Origin of the sequence: Nocardia sp. NBC_00881 (assembly GCF_045207455.1) — a bacterium.
Taxonomy (GTDB): Bacteria; Actinomycetota; Actinomycetes; order Mycobacteriales; family Mycobacteriaceae; genus Nocardia.
This window is the reverse complement of the sequence record NZ_CP108798.1, coordinates 6,210,127-6,226,926: the sequence shown is the minus strand read 5'-3', so window position 1 is coordinate 6,226,926 and position 16,800 is coordinate 6,210,127. Positions and strand designations below refer to the sequence as shown.

The 16,800-nt window shown below is 67.3% G+C and carries 17 protein-coding genes and 1 pseudogene; 5 read left to right on the top strand and 13 right to left on the bottom strand.

Going from position 1 to position 16,800, the window contains the following annotated elements; genetic code table 11:
• Positions 1 to 46 precede the first annotated feature (46 nt).
• A complete protein-coding gene (locus OH799_RS26835) occupies positions 47 to 913 on the top strand; it encodes a MaoC/PaaZ C-terminal domain-containing protein (RefSeq protein WP_406269473.1) in 867 nt (288 codons plus the stop codon).
• A gap of 598 nt (positions 914 to 1,511) precedes the next feature.
• Here the strand turns inward: OH799_RS26835 and OH799_RS26830 are convergent.
• A complete protein-coding gene (locus OH799_RS26830) occupies positions 1,512 to 1,694 on the bottom strand; it encodes a hypothetical protein (RefSeq protein ID WP_406269470.1) in 183 nt (60 codons plus the stop codon).
• A 294-nt stretch (positions 1,695 to 1,988) separates the two neighbouring features.
• On the opposite strand from OH799_RS26830, the pseudogene OH799_RS26825 reads away from it, so the two are divergent.
• Positions 1,989 to 2,183: pseudogene (locus OH799_RS26825) on the top strand (helix-turn-helix domain-containing protein); the annotation flags it as partial.
• A 24-nt stretch (positions 2,184 to 2,207) separates the two neighbouring features.
• Positions 2,208 to 3,125: a DNA-binding protein gene (locus tag OH799_RS26820; protein WP_406282926.1), complete on the top strand. Its 918-nt coding sequence runs from the start codon at positions 2,208 to 2,210 to the stop codon at positions 3,123 to 3,125.
• Between the two features lie 54 nt (positions 3,126 to 3,179).
• On the opposite strand, the gene OH799_RS26815 is transcribed toward OH799_RS26820, so the two are convergent.
• The 6 genes from OH799_RS26815 to OH799_RS26790 form a co-directional block, all read right to left on the bottom strand.
• Positions 3,180 to 3,641: a hypothetical protein gene (locus OH799_RS26815; protein WP_406269468.1), complete on the bottom strand. Its 462-nt coding sequence runs from the start codon at positions 3,639 to 3,641 to the stop codon at positions 3,180 to 3,182.
• Complete coding sequence (locus OH799_RS26810) at positions 3,638 to 4,912, bottom strand: DUF58 domain-containing protein (RefSeq protein ID WP_406269465.1); 1,275 nt, start codon at positions 4,910 to 4,912, stop codon at positions 3,638 to 3,640. Before OH799_RS26810 ends, OH799_RS26815 begins: the two co-directional genes overlap by 4 nt.
• A complete protein-coding gene (locus OH799_RS26805; protein WP_406269462.1) occupies positions 4,909 to 5,871 on the bottom strand; it encodes an AAA family ATPase in 963 nt (320 codons plus the stop codon). Before OH799_RS26805 ends, OH799_RS26810 begins: the two co-directional genes overlap by 4 nt.
• Positions 5,872 to 5,900: 29 nt before the next feature.
• Positions 5,901 to 6,398, bottom strand: a complete 498-nt coding sequence (locus OH799_RS26800) for a hypothetical protein (protein ID WP_406269460.1) — start codon at positions 6,396 to 6,398, stop codon at positions 5,901 to 5,903.
• 209 nt (positions 6,399 to 6,607) lie between these two features.
• Positions 6,608 to 7,546, bottom strand: coding sequence for a DUF4129 domain-containing protein (locus OH799_RS26795; RefSeq protein WP_406269457.1), 939 nt, complete (start codon positions 7,544 to 7,546; stop codon positions 6,608 to 6,610).
• A gap of 326 nt (positions 7,547 to 7,872) precedes the next feature.
• The gene (locus OH799_RS26790; RefSeq protein WP_406269453.1) at positions 7,873 to 8,313 is read right to left on the bottom strand and encodes an NUDIX domain-containing protein; all 441 of its coding nucleotides are present in this window, start codon (positions 8,311 to 8,313) and stop codon (positions 7,873 to 7,875) included.
• Between the two features lie 178 nt (positions 8,314 to 8,491).
• Between OH799_RS26790 and OH799_RS26785 the strand changes: the two genes are divergently transcribed.
• The gene (locus tag OH799_RS26785) at positions 8,492 to 8,626 is read left to right on the top strand and encodes a hypothetical protein (protein ID WP_406269450.1); all 135 of its coding nucleotides are present in this window, start codon (positions 8,492 to 8,494) and stop codon (positions 8,624 to 8,626) included.
• Here the strand turns inward: OH799_RS26785 and OH799_RS26780 are convergent.
• From OH799_RS26780 to OH799_RS26755, 6 genes are all read right to left on the bottom strand, one after another.
• Entirely contained in the window at positions 8,620 to 9,798 is a 1,179-nt protein-coding gene (locus OH799_RS26780; RefSeq protein ID WP_406269447.1) for a lipid-transfer protein, read from the bottom strand. The genes OH799_RS26785 and OH799_RS26780 overlap by 7 nt on opposite strands.
• Positions 9,791 to 10,210: a MaoC family dehydratase gene (locus tag OH799_RS26775; RefSeq protein ID WP_406269444.1), complete on the bottom strand. Its 420-nt coding sequence runs from the start codon at positions 10,208 to 10,210 to the stop codon at positions 9,791 to 9,793. Before OH799_RS26775 ends, OH799_RS26780 begins: the two co-directional genes overlap by 8 nt.
• A gap of 70 nt (positions 10,211 to 10,280) precedes the next feature.
• Complete coding sequence (locus tag OH799_RS26770) at positions 10,281 to 11,219, bottom strand: bifunctional MaoC family dehydratase N-terminal/OB-fold nucleic acid binding domain-containing protein (RefSeq protein WP_406269442.1); 939 nt, start codon at positions 11,217 to 11,219, stop codon at positions 10,281 to 10,283.
• Between the two features lie 17 nt (positions 11,220 to 11,236).
• Complete coding sequence (locus OH799_RS26765) at positions 11,237 to 12,475, bottom strand: acyl-CoA dehydrogenase family protein (protein ID WP_406269439.1); 1,239 nt, start codon at positions 12,473 to 12,475, stop codon at positions 11,237 to 11,239.
• The gene (locus OH799_RS26760) at positions 12,460 to 13,524 is read right to left on the bottom strand and encodes an acyl-CoA dehydrogenase family protein (protein ID WP_357263439.1); all 1,065 of its coding nucleotides are present in this window, start codon (positions 13,522 to 13,524) and stop codon (positions 12,460 to 12,462) included. The genes OH799_RS26765 and OH799_RS26760 overlap by 16 nt, the downstream gene beginning before the upstream one ends.
• 25 nt (positions 13,525 to 13,549) lie before the next feature.
• Positions 13,550 to 15,778, bottom strand: a complete 2,229-nt coding sequence (locus OH799_RS26755) for an acyl-CoA dehydrogenase family protein (RefSeq protein ID WP_406269436.1) — start codon at positions 15,776 to 15,778, stop codon at positions 13,550 to 13,552.
• A 141-nt stretch (positions 15,779 to 15,919) separates the two neighbouring features.
• On the opposite strand from OH799_RS26755, the gene kstR reads away from it, so the two are divergent.
• Positions 15,920 to 16,570, top strand: coding sequence for a cholesterol catabolism transcriptional regulator KstR (kstR, locus tag OH799_RS26750; RefSeq protein ID WP_406269433.1), 651 nt, complete (start codon positions 15,920 to 15,922; stop codon positions 16,568 to 16,570).
• The last annotated feature ends 230 nt before the right edge of the window (positions 16,571 to 16,800 follow it).

The following is a 16,800-nucleotide window of genomic DNA, read 5'->3' as shown; positions in this document are numbered from 1 at the left end:
CCAGGTCAGGGACTATCCGTCCAACAATCATGAACAAGGAGTACTGATGCCCATCGACCCGAAGATCGCGCTCGGCGCGGCACTGCCGAGCCGGGAGTTCGCCTGGACGCCGTCGGATGTCCAGCTCTACCAGCTCGGTCTCGGCGCGGGTGCACGCTGGGCCAACGCCGCCGAGCTGCGCTACCTGGACGATCGGGCACCCCAGGTGCTGCCGACCTTCGCCACTGTGGCACAGACGCTGCGCGAGACCGAACCGCCGAAGGTGAGCTTTCCCGGCATCGATATCGATCTGGCGAAGGTCGTGCACGGCCACCAGGAGGTCGAGGTACACCGCCCGATCCCGGCGGCGGGCAAGGCGACCAGCACCGGCCGGATCACGGAGATCTGGGACAAGGGCTCCGCCGCGGTGGTCGTGCAGGAGCACACCATCACCGGCTCCGATGGCGCGCCGCTGTGGACCGCGCGCTCCTCGATCTTCGCCAAGGGCGAGGGCGGCTTCGGCGGCGAGCGCGGCACGAGCACCAACACCGAACTTCCGGACCGCACACCCGATTTCGAGGTGACGACGCCGACGCTGCCGCAGCAGGCGCTGTTGTATCGGATGTGTGGCGACCGCAACCCGCTGCACTCCGACCCGGAATTCGCCCGCGCGGCAGGCTTTCCCGCACCCATCCTGCATGGGCTGTGCACCTATGGCATCGTCTGCAAAACCGCGACGGACACCGTGCTCGGCGCCGACGCGAGCCGGGTCGCCGGCTTCCGCGCCCGGTTCGCGGGCGTGCTGTTTCCGGGTGAGACGATCCGGACCCGGATCTGGCGGCAGGACGACGAGCTGACCATTGCGGCGACCGTTGTCGAACGCGACGACGCACCGATCCTCGGCGACGTGACGCTGCGCTTCTTGACGGCCTGACGGCGACACCTCCCGCCGAACGTCGACAAGCCCACCGGACCCCCCTCGAATGCCCTGCAATTGGACCGACAGATGTATATCGGCCCCGGTCGTGCGCGGAGAAGCCGCACCACCCATGCTCATCAGTTCGGCCCCGACGGGCGGGCATCCACACATGCGCGTATCGCTTCCACTACAACCATTCCGGAGGGCCAGACCGTGTCGCGTGGCGGCTCTACCCAAACTCGAAATGCGGCGTCTATGCGGGCAGGCGACGGCAACGCTATTTCAGCGCCGAGCCGGGCGACCGTCACATTCAGCCGGAACAGCTCGGAGAACAAGCGAACCTCGTCGGGCAGATCTGGCCTTATCAGGAACGTCCACCTCTGTGAACGCGGATGGGAAACAATCGGGCCGACAACGCATTTCCGGGTCTGCATGCGGGCTTTAACCGACTGGCCAAGACGCGCGGGCATCGTGATCGCCCCTACGCTGCCCGCCTGAACGGAGATACGGCCGGTTTCGGGCTTGATCCCCGCCGCCAACCCGCAAACCTGCCTGTAGAACCGGCATCGACTCTCGGCCGTGTCGGTCAGCAGCGCCGGGGGTGTCTCGCGCATCACCTACACCCCCACTCGGTGGCCACCTGCTGCACTCCCGCGTCATGTGTGGCGCGCTCAATCGCCTCCAGCTCTTTGAGAGCCTCGAGATAACGTCCGAGGACGTCGGCCGATAGCTCGTAGTCGACAGGGCGTTGCGGCCCGACGAGCGCGGCTCGTTTCGGTAGTTCTCGGCTCGGCATGTACCGACCTCCGTGAATCGACGGCTGTAGGTGCGCCCGACCTCAGATCGATATCGGGCTGAGCACCCGACGCCAGGGACAACGACGCACTGGCCGGTTCAACCTGGCACCGGGGCCGACTTCAACGATGTCGCGCGGCCCCGCCGTCGGTGCAGTGGCAACAGCCGTGGCATCCCCGGTCGCCGTAGCAGCCAACTCCGCGGCCGAGGCTCGGTAGTGGCATCGGGGGTGGCATCCGCGCTGAGGGCACCTATACCGCTTTCCTCGAGCTGACATTCCGGGAAAGATCGAAGTATGAGCAGCGGGCCCGGCGCCCTCATCCGCCAACTTCGTTTGTCTAAAGGCTGGTCACAGGGACGACTGGCCGATGAACTGTGCAAAGCATCTGGTGCGAACATCAGCCGCGAATACATCTCCCGGCGTTGGGAATCCAATGCCACCGAACCATCGGCGTTTTGGCTACGCCATTTGGCGGCGGTGCTTGATTGTCCCTCTGAGTTGTTGGAGGCAAATGTGAACCGGCGCGAATTCCTGAGCCACCTAGGCGTTACGTCCGTCGCACCTGTCATCGCGTCCGACCTCCTGGCCCAGGGCTTCTCCGCGCGGCTCCGCGCGGCTCGGCCCGATATCGAGGAGTGGGAAAACCGGCTTGTCATCTATGGCCGCGATTACATGAGCGCTGGCGCCGCTGAGATTCAGCGGCGGCTGGCAGCTGACATGGTGGTGCTGCAACAGCAGTTGGATTCACCGCGGATGTGGTCGATCGCCGCGCGTCTGATGACCCTGTACGCCAAAACTTTTCCGGGCAGCGACGGCCGCATGGCGATCAACTGGTACTCGATGGCGGCCGAAGCGGCCGACCGATCCGAGGTCACCGACATCCGGGTGTGGGTGCGGGGGCGGGCAGCGATCGCATTGGGTTACGAGGGCGCGGCACTGCCCGTGGCACACCATTTCGCCGATGAGGCGTTGGCGATCAGTGACCGGCCTGGTTTGGGTCGGCTCAACGCACTGTGGGGGAAGGCGCACGCTGCCACAATCCTCGGCGATAAAGACACGGCGGTGGGGCTGATCGCCGTGGGTCGCCGGGAGTTCGATCGGTCCGGGTCCGAGGACCAGTCGAGTGACTACGCGGTGCCGTGGTGGCGGGTGAACGTCTTCCTATCCCTTCTGGCCGCCCGCTTGGGTGACGAGCGGACCGCGACGGCGGCACAGGAGGCGGCGCGGGCGGAATTGCCGGAATCGCTGCCGCGGTTCCGGACGCATCTGGATATGCATCAGGGGTTGATGCTTGCGCGTGCGGGTGACCAAGCGGAAGGTGTCAAGGTCGCGCGGGCTGCGTTGAACGCGCTACCGCCGGAAAAGCATTCGCTGACGTTGCGAATGTTGATGAGCGAGATCGAAACACCTGTTTCCGCAACGAAAACGTGAGTTCAGCTGTGCTGAGCAGGGGCCGGTCCGGCCCATTGGTCGGGTTGGGTCTCGTCAAGCACCGGTGGACGGCTGTGGTTCCGGACCGCCCCGCGCTCGACGCGCGGCGACGCCTTGGATTACCAAGGCGTACAGCACCACCACCAGCACCGGCGCCGCCAACGGCGCCCAAGCGAGCCGCAGCGGGACGAGCGCGGCACCGACCGCGACTGCCGTGAAGCCGAGCGCGCCGACCACGGAGGGGATCGTGGTGGGCACGACGCCGTGCGGCGCGGTCACCATCGCGGCGTTCAACAGGTAGGTGGTGGCCACCAATCCGGTCGCGGCGGCGGCGAGGACACCCGAGTCGGCGACCACGAGCGCGACGACCGCAAGGAGCACGGCGCAGACCGCCAACGGTCGGAACCACCAGCCGAGCGCGACGAGCACCAGAGCGGGAATGCCCGCCCATGGCTCTGTCAGCGCCACCGACGCCACCAGTAGCACACCGGAGAGAACGGCAAAGAACCTGGTCATCGGCGCACCCGCACCCTTCTGCGATGCTCGGGTAGCGCCCGCATGATCTGATCCAGTCGGGTGTCCTCCGGCCAGGCCACGATGTCGACGCCGACGGTACCCATGTCCCGATACATCGAGGCGCGCTCGAGCTGCCACATCCTGGCCAAAGTCGGGTCGAGGCCGTCGCGGAACGGCGTACCGCGCAGGACGTCCACAACGACGACCACGTGCCCGCGCTTGCGCAGGTCGATCAGAGCGAGCGCGAATTGGGTGTCCAGCAGCGTGGAGAACGCGATCACGATGGCGCCGAGCGGCACGGCCGCGTGCGGCGCGAGGGTGCCGGTAGTTTCGATGTGCTCGTCGCCGACGCCGAGCACCGTGTCGACGATGCGGTAGAACTGGCGTCGTCCGATATCCGGTCGCAGCCAGCGCGGCGCGTCCCCGAGGCACACCACCGCGGTCCGGTCGCCCGCCTGCAGGGTGGATTGCACCACCTGCGCCGCGCCACGCACCGACAGTTCCAGCGAGTCGGTGGCCGGTCCCGGCGCCTGCTGCGAAGTATCCACCACCACAACGACATCCGCGGAGCGGTTGGTCAGCCGCTCGGTGACGTAGAGCCGCCCGCGCCGCGCGCTCACCGGCCAGTTCACGATGCGCAACTGGTCGCCGGGCGCGTAGGCGCGGATATCCGCGTACTCGACGCCGGGACCGTGCCTGCGGGTCAGGTGGGTGCCGAGCCGCTCCGGAAGTTCGATGCGCGGCAAGCGCATTCGCTGCGGATCTGTGATCGGGTAGACGAACAACTGGCCCGCGGGCAGCACCGCGGTGGCGATCGCCAACCCGGCCGGGCTGAGCGCGGATACTCGCACCGCAATGGGGTAGCGCCCCCACCGATCAGCGGAGACGGCCAGCCGCAACCCAGCGGGTACGACCCCGGAATCGCCGGTCTCCTCGATGTCGATGCCGAGCCCCACCATGCTCTCCGGCTTCAGGCGGAGCAGCGCGTGCCCCTTCTCGACGAAGGCGGCGATGGTGAGCACCACTTCCTCGGCCTCGAAGCAGCGCAGCGTGCCTCCGCCGTCGACCTGGATTCTGGTCGAGGACTGCTGCCACGGCGCGGCGGCGAGCACCCCGAGCAGTGGCGCGGCGAACACGATCAGGGTCCATCTGCCGAGCACCACCGCCGGCACCAGAGCCGCTGCGGCACACACCGCGAGCATGAAGACCAATGGTGCGGGCCGCCACCGTAATTCGGCGTCGACCGCGGTGCTGGCATCGCGATGGCTCATGTTCCGGTGGCGCGCGGGACCGGCAGACGGCGCAGCAGTTCGGTGATCACATCCTCGCCACGGATGCGGCGCACCCACATCTCCGGCCGCAGCGTGATCCGGTGCGCCATGGCCGGAATGGCCAGCGCCTTCACGTCTTCGGGAATCACATAATCGCGACCGAGCAACAGAGCACGCGCCCTGGACATCTGCACCAGGTCGAGCTCGGCGCGCGGACTCGCGCCGACCTCGACCTGCGGATGTCCACGAGTGGCCGCGGCCAAGGCGACGACGTAACTGACCACATCGGCGTGCACGGTCACGTACTCGACCGATTGCCGCATCTCCAGCAATCCGTTCGCGTCGACGACCTGACCCACCTGCGGCTGCTGCGAGCCACGCTCCAGCCTGCGCCGGATCATCTGCGTCTCGTCGTGCTCGGACAGGTACCCGAGCCGAAGCTGGATGGCGAACCGGTCCAGCTGAGCTTCCGGCAGCGGATAGGTGCCCTCGTACTCGATCGGGTTGTCGGTGGCCAGCACGACGAACGGCTGCGGCAGCAGGAAGGTCTCGCCGTCCATGCTGACCTGTCCCTCCGCCATCGCCTCGAGCAGCGCCGCCTGCGTCTTCGGCGGGGTGCGATTCACCTCGTCGGCCAGCAGCACGTTGGTGAACACCGGCCCGCGACGGAAGGTGAATCGACCGGTCGACATGTCGTAGATGGTCGATCCGAGCAGGTCGGCGGGTAGTAGATCGGGCGTGAACTGCACGCGGGTGAACTCCAACCCGAGCGCGGCGGCGAACGATCGCGCGATCAGCGTCTTGCCGAGACCGGGCAGGTCCTCGATCAGCACGTGCCCGCCGGACAGCACCGCGATCATGATCAACTGCAACTCGTCCTGCTTGCCGACCACCACCCTGGACAGCTCCCGGAGCACGGCCTCGCTGCGCTGGATGGTCGCATCCATCGGCATCGTCATTTGTGTACTCGCACTTGCCTCAACCCATTTCACATTCTCTGCAGGCGGCTCAGGATCTCGTCCAGCGCCGCACGTCCCGGTGCTCTGCCGGCCTGATCACGCAATGCCGAATCGGCCGGATCCACCCATCGCCACAGTTCCGGGCCGAATTGGTGGATACCCGCCGCCTCGATCGCCCTGCGGTTCTTCGCAACCCGCTGCCCGCTGGACAGCTCGAACTCCTTGGCCAGCAGCGGACGCAGGTGCCGGTCCCAATCGGCGCGGGTGCCGTCCGCGCGGTCCGCGAGCATCTCCGCCTTGGCATGCCAGCGGTGCAACATTTCCGCAGGCCCGTTCTCCATCCCATCGATCTCGCGCCCGGTTCGGGCGTCGGAAAGGTCGAGCAGCGACCAGACCAACCAGCCGAGCGTCACCGCCACCGGGATACCGGCGACAATCAGCAGCGCATCCCGCGCGCTCTCCAAGGCGACAGCCTCGACCACCGCGACAACGATCACGCAACTGATCACGGCGGCCAGCCTGGTCACGCTGTGTCCTCTTCGGCATTCCCGGGCACTACGTGGTTACGCACACTGCCGCCTCCGGGCCTGACGTTCATGCCGGGTCCTCTTCGGCATTCCCGGGCACTACGTGGTTACGCACACTGCCGCCTCCGGGCCTGACGTTCATGCCGGGTCCTCTTCGGCATTCCCGGGCCCTACGTGGTTACGCACACTGCCGCCTCCGGGCCTGACGTTCATGCCGGGTCCTCCCTTTGGAGATCGGCGAGCACGATGCGCAACAACTGTTCGGCCCGCATGCGCTGCCACTCGAGCATGGCGTGCGGGCTGAACCTGGCCTCCTCGAACAGCGCCACCAGCTCCCTGGCCGATGCGTCGTGCAGCGCACCCCGCTCGAACGCACGGGCCAGCACCTCCATCGGGGTGTCCGAGGCCAACGGCGCGACGGCCCGGTCGAAGGCGAGGCCACGCTCCATCGCGACGTAGCAAGCGATGATCGCGGTCCGCGGGTCCTGGCCAGGCACGTTCATCGCGGCCAGGCCCATCTCGGCCGCGCGGGCCAACGAGTCCGCGGTGGTGGGCGCCGCCGGAACGGCTGGAGCCTGAGCAGGCACAGGCTTGCGCCTGGATACCACGGCGACAACGACCAGACCGGTCATCGCGACCCCGACCAGACCGGCTGCCGCGATGCTGGCCAGCAGCAGCGCCGTGCCAGTCAGCTCGGAGGATGGCTCGCCGGAATCGGTCGGCGCTGGAGTGTCCTGTGCCGGAGGTGCGCCTGTGGTCGCGGCGGGCGGCGCGGGCTCGCTCGGACGGTCCACACCGATGAAGAAGATCGCGGACGCGGCGGCGAGCACCAGCACCAGCATCGCCAGCGCCCCGAGCACCGCCAGGCCCACGCGCCCGAGACGCCACTGCTGGCGCTCGTCCTCGCGTTCCGGCTCCGGTATGGCCAGCGGAAGTCGATGCTGGCTCGCGATCACCCCGGCCAGCAGGATCACCATCGACACGGTGAGCAGTACCGGCATGAGCGCCACCGATACCGCGGAAGGACCGGACTTGGGCGGGGTGGATTCGACAACTCCTGGGATGTATCCGCGCAAACCGACAGCAGCAAACGCGAGCAGCGTGATCAGCACGATCACGCGCGATATCGGCGCTCGCGCCCAGGCCACTCGTTACCACCAAATCTGTCTACTGCACAGAACAGCCACATAGTTACATGCCGAGCGGTCCACTCGGGATGGATTCGAATACTTCGCCAGGCCCTCTTCTCGATCGGCGGCTGGGGCGGTGAAGCTGCAGGTCGACCGCCGTACTGGGGACTGACCGACCAAGGCTGGAGTGGATTGGGACAATCCACAAAGGCGGCTTGTCAGAGGAGCTGCCGTAAGCGCACCGCCGCATGCACCCACCAACTCGCCGGCTTCTGACCTACAACTCGAGGGGCATGGACACGGTGGACGGAACGATCGGGCGTTTCGCCGCAGACATGTGCCGCTCAGCGACGCCAACCCTGTTGGCTGTAGGTGCAGCCGGTGCGGTGGGCTTGGATGCCTGCGTTCGAGTAGGGAATGAGAGTCGATTCGGGGAGTGCGGTGAGGGGGAACCAGCGTAGTTCATAGGACTTGCCGGGCTCGCGGTTGACCGGGTCACCGGACCAGCGGTGGGTTTCGAAAAAGAGGCCGAGGCGGGGTTCCAGCCCGGACCCGACGACATGAGCGGTGTGGATATGGTGCAGGTCGGCCTCGTCGATCACCACACCTACCTCCTCGTATGCTTCGCGGACAGTAGCCGCGGTAGCGGATTCATCCGCCTCCAGCTTGCCCGCGGGGAGGTGCCAGAGACCGTCGAACTCGTCGTCGCTGCGTCGCTTGCTCAACAGCAGGTCGTCCCCGCTGACCAGCAGAACGTGCACGTCGACCAGATGCCTGGTGGTCATGGGGCTCCTCTCCGTGCGGCCGCGCGGACGTCCTGCCGCCCCGCCGGCCGCACGATCGTTACGCCCGTACCGGCCGACAGCTTCGCGACCCGCCGAACATACTGCTGGTCCGCCCCTGGCCGAACGACTCCGATCCCCACCCACGCGGCCCACGTCAGCCGCTCGAGCCATACCGTGCATGCACGCCGAAACCATCGGACAGCCGCACACCATGGCACAGCTCACTGCCGCAGCCGGCGCCTCCCGGCTCGCGCACGCCATCGGTACTGCCCGCCACGCGCTCGGCACGGTACGGGCGATGGGGATTCAGTGAGCGCTGAGCACCAACCCGGAGGTCGGTACGCCAGTGCCTGCGGTGACCAGGATGTTCTCCAGATTCTGCACCGGGTTGACCGAAGTGCCACGGATCTGCCTTACCGCCTCGGCGATGCCGTTCATGCCGTGGATGTAGGCCTCGCCGAGTTGGCCGCCGTGAGTGTTCAGTGGCAGACGGCCGCCGAGCTCGATGGCTCCGTCGGCGATGAAGTCCTTCGCCTCACCGCGAGCACAGAAGCCGAGTTCCTCCAACTGCATGAGGACGAAGGGGGTGAAGTGGTCGTAAAGGATGGCAGCCTGCATGTCGCCGGGGCTCAGCCCGCTCTGCGCCCACAACTGGTCGCCGACCAAACCCATTTCCGGAAGTCCGGTCATGGCATCGCGGTAGTAGCTGGTCATCACGTACTGGTCGGCGCCGGAACCCTGGGCGGCCGCGGCGATTACGGCCGGCCGCTGCGGCAGGTCGCGGGCGCGCTCGACGCTGGTCACCACGATCGCGACGCCGCCATCGGACTCCTGACAGCAGTCCAGCAGGTGCAGCGGCTCGGCGATCCAGCGCGAATTCTGGTGATCCTCCAGCGTGATCGGCTTGCCGTAGAAGAAGGCGGCCGGGTTCACCGCGGCGTGCTTGCGGTCGGCGACGGCCACTGCGCCGAAATCCGCACTGGTGGCGCCGTAGACGTGCATGTAGCGGCGGGCCACCATCGCCACCTGCGCGGCAGGTGTGCCGAGGCCCTGGGGATAGGACCAAGCCGCGTCGATGCCCGACGAGGTCGGCGCGGTCGCCAGCGCCGTGGAGAACTGCCCGAATCGCGACACCGAACGCTCATTGAACGCGCGGTAGGCGACGACCACGTCGGCGATGCCGGTGGCCACCGCCATGGCGGCCTGCTGGACGGTGGCACATGCCGCGCCGCCGCCATACCCGATGTGACTGAAGAACTTCAGCTGCGGGATACCGACCGCCCTTGCCACCGCGGCCTGGGTGTTGGTGTCCATGGTGAACGTGGTCAGGCCGTCGACATCGGCCGCCGTGAGACCCGCGTCCGCCAACGCGGCGGTGACCGCTTCGGCGGCCAACCGCAGCTCGCTGCGGCCGGAGTCCTTGGAGAAATCGGTGGCGCCGATGCCGACGACGGCCGCACAGCCCGAAATGGTCTGCTCAGTCATCGGCCCTCCGCAACGCGATGACAACTGTGGCCGTGATGTGGTCACCGAGGCTGTCCCTGCCGACCACGTCGATATGGATGTCGTCGCCCTCCAGTGCGGTCACCGTGCCGGTGAGCGTCAACGTGTCCTCCGCGTACAGCGGAACACCGAGGCGCAGCGCGATCGATTTCACGATCGCGCGCGGCCCTGCCCAGTCGGTGACGAAGCGCTGCACCAGCCCGGTATCGGTGAGGATATTGACGAAGATGTCCTTGGAGCCGCGTGCGACGGCCTTGTCCCTGTCGTGGTGCACGTCCTGGAAATCCCTGGTCGCCAGGGCCGTACTGATCACGAAAGTCGGATCGGCGGTGATCGTGAGCTCGGGCAGCACGGTGCCGACCCGCACGGCATCCGGTTCCACGGTGGTGGTCATGCCGTGTCCTTTTCTCGCATGGCCGGGGCCCTGCGTGGTGACGCGAGCTGCCGCCTCCGGGCCTGACCGGTCATGCGATCACCTGCCAGATCGGCAGGGTCGCCTCGTCGTCGAGTTTCTCGAAGCCCGCCTGGACCGGCAGGCCGACCCGCACCTCGGCTGGGTCGATGCCGCGCAGTTCACCGAGCATGCGCACACCTTCCTCCAATTCGACCAACGCGACCACGAACGGCAGCTGCCGCCCCGGTACCTTCGGCGCGTGGTGCACGACGTAACTGAACACGGTGCCGCGCCCGGAGGCGACGACGTAGTCGGTCGGCTTCGACTTGTCCTGCCAGATGGCCGGAATGGGCGGGTGCCGCAGCGATCCGTCCGGCAGCCGCTGGATGCGCAGCTCGCCGACCTTTGTTCCCTCCCAGAAGAATTCGGTGTCCCACGAGACCAACGGCTTGACCCGGGCACCGGCGGCGGGTTGGGGCGCCGCACCGGTGCCAGGCGCGAACTTCAGCAGACGGAACAGCATCTCGGCGACGACTTCGTCGCCCACATGCCAGCTGGTCAGGAAGGTGACGAACCAACCGTCCCCGAGCGCCGTTCGCTTGGGGCCGCGGATGTCGGACAACCTGCTGGTAACCGAAAGCTCTTCCCCGACATTGAGATACCGGTGATAGGTCTGCTGGCAGTCGGTGGCGACCACGGAGCTGTATCCCGCCGCGTCGAGCAGTTCGGTGACCGCACCCATCGGGTCGTCGGCAGGCCGGAAACCGTTGAGGCCGAACATGGTCCATACCTGGGCCATCGCGGGCGGCGCGACGACGCCGGGATGTCCGGCAGCACGGGCGGCCTCCTCGTCGACGTAGATGGGGTTGGTGTCGCCCAGCGCCTCCACCCAGTTGTTGATCATCGGCTGGTTCACCGGATCGCGCCCGAAACGGGGCGCGCACTCGCCCGCGGCCTTGATGGTCTCGGCTGCGGCGATGATGGCTTCCGGAGTAGTGGTTTCCGGCACGCGCGGCTCCTTACTCGTTATCGGGGTACTCGCGGCAAGCGCAGTCCCGACGAGGCGACCAGCTCGCGCATCACCTCGTTGACGCCGCCACCGAAGGTCACCACGAGGTTCTGTTTGGTCTTGCGGTCGAGCCAGGCCAGCAGTTCGCCGGTGGCCGGGTCGGCTGGGTCGCCGTAGCGGCCGATGATCTCCTCGGCGAGCCTGCCCGCCTCCTGGAGCGCTTCGGTGGAGTAGACCTTGGTGGCCGATGCGTCGGCGATCACCTGGGACTGGTCACCGTCGACCTCCGCGACGGGCGCGACGGACCCGGAGGCGGTAGCGGAGCGTAACCCCGCAGGGCCCCGCGAACGACGCTCATCGGACCCAGCGGCGACCTGCCAGTTCAGCAGCTCGTTGAGCCGGGCCATGGCGTGGATGCGGCCGAGCGAACGACGCACGTCGATCTCACCGAGCACGCCGCGCGGCTGCGCCCAGTCGCGCACCCGGTCGTAGAGCTGCTCGATCTTGCCGGAGGGCCCGAGACTCACCCGCTCGTGGTTGAGCTGCGTCGTGATCAGTTTCCAGCCCCGGTTCTCCTCGCCGACCAACATGTTCGCCGGAACGCGCACATTGTCGAAGTAGGTCGCGTTGGTGTGGTGGGCGCCATCGCAGGTGATGATCGGCGTCCACGAGTAACCGGGATCGGTGGTGTCCACGATCAGGATGGTGATGCCGCGGTGGCGCGACTCGCGCGACCCGGTGCGGCAGGCCAGCCAGACGTAGTCGGCCTCGTGCGCGCCCGTGGTGAAGATCTTCTGCCCGTTGACGATCCAGTCCCCGGCGTCGTCGCGCACCGCGGAGGTCCGCAGCGAGGCTAGATCGGTCCCCGCCTCGGGCTCGGAGTAGCCGATCGCGAAGTGAATATCGCCTGCGAGGATTCCTGGCAGGAACTGCTTCTTCTGTTCCTCGGTGCCGAACTGCTGCAATGTCGGTCCGACCGTCAGCAGGGTCACCAGCGGAAGTGGGACATCGGCACGGACGGCCTCGTTGAAGAAGATCTGCTGCTCGACCGGCCCGAAGCCCTGGCCGCCGTATTCCTTCGGCCAGCCGACGCCGAGCCAGCCGTCGCGTCCCATCCTGCGCACCACTGCGCGGTAGGCATCGCCATGGCGGTTCGCCGCCATCTCGGCCTCCTCCTGAGGAGTCACGAGATCGGCGAAGTATGAGCGCAGTTCGTCACGTAATCGACGCTGCTCGGTAGTCAGGTCGATGAACATCTGGCCCCCAATCGATCAAGTCGGAACGACGGCCCGCCGAGCCAGCGAGCGATGTCCTTGGCTTGTGAGTAATAGCGATGCATCGGATGGGTCACGTCCACGCCGACACCACCGTGCAGGTGATGGCACTTCTGCATAGCCTGCGGCAATTCCGCGGCGACGGAGTAGGCAAGGATGTCCAGGTCGTCGTCGGTTCGGCCGCGATGCTCCTGGCTCGGACCATCCTGCGCAAGAGCCCAATTCGCCGACAACGCGGCCACGTGCAGGGTGCGGGAGACGACGTACAGATCGGCGATCTGCTGGGCCACCGCCTGGAACTCCGCCAGCGGCCGACCGAATTGGCGGCGGGTCCGCAGATGCTCGGCGGTCAGGACGAGCGCACCTTTTAGCAAACCGTCGGCGACCGATCCGATCGAGGCAAGTGCCAGCCGGTGTAAGTCGCCGAGACCGGTCGGCCACAGCTGATCGGCGGGTATCTTCACCTGGTCCAGCCGCACGCTGCATTCCGGAATGCCGCCGGAGACCGGAGTCGGTGTCGTGGTGAGCCCTTCGGCTTCCGAATCAACAAGGGCGATACCGGAATCGGTGGGTACCAGCAGCCAGCGCGCCTGCTCGGCATAGGGCACGGCAACCTTGTGCCCGGTGATGCGCACCGTGTTACCACTGACAACCGCGGTGGTCTCCGGCTTCACCGTGAACGGCGCCGCAGGTTCGCTCAGCGCCGCGGTCAGCACGGTGCCCTTGGCGACCTCGGGCAGCACCTGCTCCCCGATGCTCTCCGGCGCGGAGGCCAACAGCGGCAGCACGCCGAAGCCGAGCGTCGGCAGGGCCGGCACCGCGACCGCGTCCGTCGCCAGCTCGGTGAGCAGCACCGATACTTCGAGCAGGCCCATCCCATCACCGCCGTGCCGCTCCGGCAGCGCGATCGAAAGCAGTCCGGAGTCGACCAGTCTCGGCCACAGCTCCATATCACGGGCCGACTCGCGCTCCATCAAGCTCACGACGACTTCGGCCACGGCATCCTGGCCCTCTTCCCTGGTGAAGTCCACGCTTTTCTCCCAGTTGTCTCGGCGACTAGCTGTCAGCGTCACGAGGCAGCCCCAGAATCCGCTCACCGGCCACGGTGAGCAGAATCTGCTCGGTTCCACCAGCGATCGATAAACAGCGCGTGAGCAGGAACTCCTTCGCCACTTCGGCATCCTGCGCGCCGATCGGCCCTGTCGTCTCGACAGCGAATTCCGCGACCGCCTGGCGGTGGCGTACCCCGAGCAACTTGCGTACGCTACCCTGCGCGCCGGGGTCACCGCCCGCCAACATTCGGACCGCGGCGCGCTGCTCTAGCAAAATTCCGGCGATCGCCTCGGCGATGAACCCGCCGAGTCGGTCGTTCAGCAGTTCCGCGCCGGGCCCCGTGGCGGGCGATTTCGCGATCAGCTCCTCGAGCACCGGACCGATGCCGTTGCCACCCATCGCGACGCGCTCTGTCGACAGGGTCGAGCGGGCGATCTTCCATCCGTTGTTCAGTGCGCCGACCACACAGTCGTCGGGCACGAACACATCGTCGAGGAACACTTCGCTGAAGCGTGCCTCGCCGGTGATCTGCACCAGCGGCCGGACCTCCAGACCTGCGCTGTGCATGTCGACAAGGAAGTAGGAAATGCCGCGGTGCTTGGGCGTGTCCGGGTCGGTGCGGGCCAGGCAGATCGCCCAGTTCGCCTTGTCGCCGAGCGAGGTCCACACTTTCTGGCCGCGCAGCGCCCAGCCACCGTCCACCTTCTTCGCGGTGGTGCGCAGCGCGGCCAGGTCCGAGCCCGCCTCGGGTTCGCTGAACAGCTGGCACCAGACCACCTCGCCGCGCAGCGTAGGCCAGGCGAACCGGTCGATCTGCTCCGATGTCCCGTGGCGCAGCAGGGTGGGGATCGCCCAGCCGCCGATGGCCAGGTCCGGGGCGGTGAGACCCGCGCGGCGCAGTTCCTCGGAGATCATCAGACCGGTCATCGGGTCCGCGGCGCGGCCATAGGGTCGTGGCCAGTGCGGCATGACCAGTCCCGCCTCGACCAGTGCGACGCGCTGCTCGTCGGCGGGCAACGCCGCGATCCGCGCGACCTCGGCGGCCAGCTCGTGCGTGGTGCCGTCGTCTACGACAGCCACGCCCCCAGCATGAGCGGTCAGGCCCGGAGGCGGCAGCGAAGAGTCACCACGGAGGGCTCCGCTCACGCGAGAAGCAGAATCGGCAGCGAATACCTGGTCGGCGCCGGTGGTGCGCCGCTGTCCCGAGCGCGTCAGCTCGGTGACCCTCGCCCGCCAGCGCGCCGAGCCGCCGAGCAGCTGGCGCAACGCCACCGCCCTGCGCAGGTACAGGTGCGCGTCGTGCTCCCAGGTGAAGCCGATGCCGCCGAGCACCTGGATGCAGTCCTTGGCGGTCTCGACCGCCGCGTCCAGGGCGATCGCGGCGGCGATCGCGGCGGCGATCGGCAGTTCGGCGCCACCCTCGTCTACCGCGGCCGCGGTGTCGGCCGCGACGGCGCGGATCAGCTCGGTCCGGCACAGCATCCAGGCACAGATGTGTTTGACCGCTTGGAAGGATCCGATCTTGCGTCCGAATTGCTCGCGAACCTTGGCGTATTCGACCGCGGTCTCCAGGCACCAGCCCGCGAGACCGGCCAGCTCGGCGGCGGCGAGCACGACGAGGAGATCCCCGGCCGCGTACGGCGCGGCGAACACCCGCTCGGCCGGCACGCGCACGTCGGCGCAGTGCACCCGCGCCAGTGGTGTACTCAAGTCCAGTGGCGCGAGCGGCTCGACCCGCAGACCGGCGACATCCGGCGGAACCACGCACCAACGCTGTCCCTGTGGAAGCGATACCGGTAACAGCACCGCGGTTCCCGGCGCCGCACCGAGGACGGAATCCCAGGTACCTGTAAGCAACAACTCGCCGCTCGCGACGGGTACGCTCACCGCCGAACCGACAACGAAGTCGAGCGCGACACCGCAGGGGAGGTCCTCGTCGAGCCGTCCCGCGGTGATCAGATTGGCCAAAGCCGTTGTGAGCACAGGGCCACCGACCAGATCGTGCGCCGCCTGCTCCATCAGGACGGCGAGATCGACGACCGAACCGCCCGCGCCGCCCGCATCCTCGGACACCGCGACCCGGAAGATTCCGATCTCGGCCAGCGCCGGCCAGTAGCCGCGCCAGAAGTCCGCCTGGTCGGTCCGCATTGTTGCAATTGGACGGACCGACGCCGCCCATCCGCTCATCGACTCCTGAACGGCTTTATGCTCGTCAGTGGTGGCGATGGTCACAGTCCATACCGCCTTTCCGGCGTGACTCCCACACCTAGAACATGTTCTAATATCCTAGCCGGGAGTAAGTCAAGACACGATCACCGCCCCGGCAGACCGCGCACGCCGATGAAACGACGTTTCCGGAAAGGACTCTCGTCAATGGCCAGTCCCTCCCGATCGCAGCCCGCCGACTCGAGCGCGGCACCGCCCACCGCTACCGTCACCACGCTCAGTGAGGACGACCTGAGCTCGGCGGCGCAGCGCGAGCGGCGCAAGCGAATTCTGGACGCGACTTTGGCGCTGGCGTCCAAAGGCGGATACGACGCGGTCCAGATGCGCGCGGTAGCCGAGCGCGCCGATGTCGCGGTCGGCACGCTCTACCGGTACTTCCCGTCGAAGGTGCATTTGCTCGTCTCCGCGCTGGCGCGCGAATTCGAGCAAATTGAAGGCAAACGCAAGCCCCTTGCCGGCCAGTCGCCGCGCGAACGCATGCACCTGCTGCTCACTCAGATCACCAGAATGATGCAGCGCGACCCGTTGCTCACCGAGGCCATGACCCGCGCGTTCATGTTCGCCGACGCCTCGGCCGCCGCCGAGGTGGACCGCGTCGGCAAGGTGATGGACCGCGTTTTCGCCCGCGCCATGAACGATGGCGAGCCCAGCGATCGCCAGCTGGCTATAGCCCGGGTGATCAGCGATGTCTGGCTGTCGAATCTGGTTGCCTGGCTGACCCGACGCGCCTCGGCCACCGATGTCACCGAACGGCTGGAGCTTACAGTGGATCTCCTGCTGGGCGACCGAGGTCAGTAACCCCCAGACGGACCGTCAGCGCACCGCTCGCGCTTGCGGGCATCGGCACCACACCGAGGCGATGGGCTCGGGTGTGCGACGCAACTCACGCCCTCCTGCCCCGAAGCCGTCAGCTGGGCAGACCTTCTCGATTCGTTCCCACGCGAGCCTTATCGTGCGCACGTGTACCAGCGCGCTTCTGTGCGGCGAATTCAACAAAGTATTGTTTTGGCCGCCCCATGAAAAAACAC

Bases quoted from the DNA above. Each gene is read 5' to 3' on its own strand.
- OH799_RS26835 (WP_406269473.1), top strand. From the start codon at position 47: ATGCCCATCGACCCGAAGATCGCGCTCGGCGCGGCACTGCCGAGCCGG.
- OH799_RS26830 (WP_406269470.1), bottom strand. From the start codon at position 1,694: ATGCCGAGCCGAGAACTACCGAAACGAGCCGCGCTCGTCGGGCCGCAA.
- OH799_RS26815 (WP_406269468.1), bottom strand. From the start codon at position 3,641: ATGACCAGGTTCTTTGCCGTTCTCTCCGGTGTGCTACTGGTGGCGTCG.
- OH799_RS26810 (WP_406269465.1), bottom strand. From the start codon at position 4,912: ATGAGCCATCGCGATGCCAGCACCGCGGTCGACGCCGAATTACGGTGG.
- OH799_RS26805 (WP_406269462.1), bottom strand. From the start codon at position 5,871: ATGACGATGCCGATGGATGCGACCATCCAGCGCAGCGAGGCCGTGCTC.
- OH799_RS26790 (WP_406269453.1), bottom strand. From the start codon at position 8,313: ATGACCACCAGGCATCTGGTCGACGTGCACGTTCTGCTGGTCAGCGGG.
- OH799_RS26785 (WP_406269450.1), top strand. From the start codon at position 8,492: ATGCACGCCGAAACCATCGGACAGCCGCACACCATGGCACAGCTCACT.
- OH799_RS26780 (WP_406269447.1), bottom strand. From the start codon at position 9,798: ATGACTGAGCAGACCATTTCGGGCTGTGCGGCCGTCGTCGGCATCGGC.
- OH799_RS26775 (WP_406269444.1), bottom strand. From the start codon at position 10,210: ATGACCACCACCGTGGAACCGGATGCCGTGCGGGTCGGCACCGTGCTG.
- OH799_RS26765 (WP_406269439.1), bottom strand. From the start codon at position 12,475: ATGTTCATCGACCTGACTACCGAGCAGCGTCGATTACGTGACGAACTG.
- kstR (WP_406269433.1), top strand. From the start codon at position 15,920: ATGGCCAGTCCCTCCCGATCGCAGCCCGCCGACTCGAGCGCGGCACCG.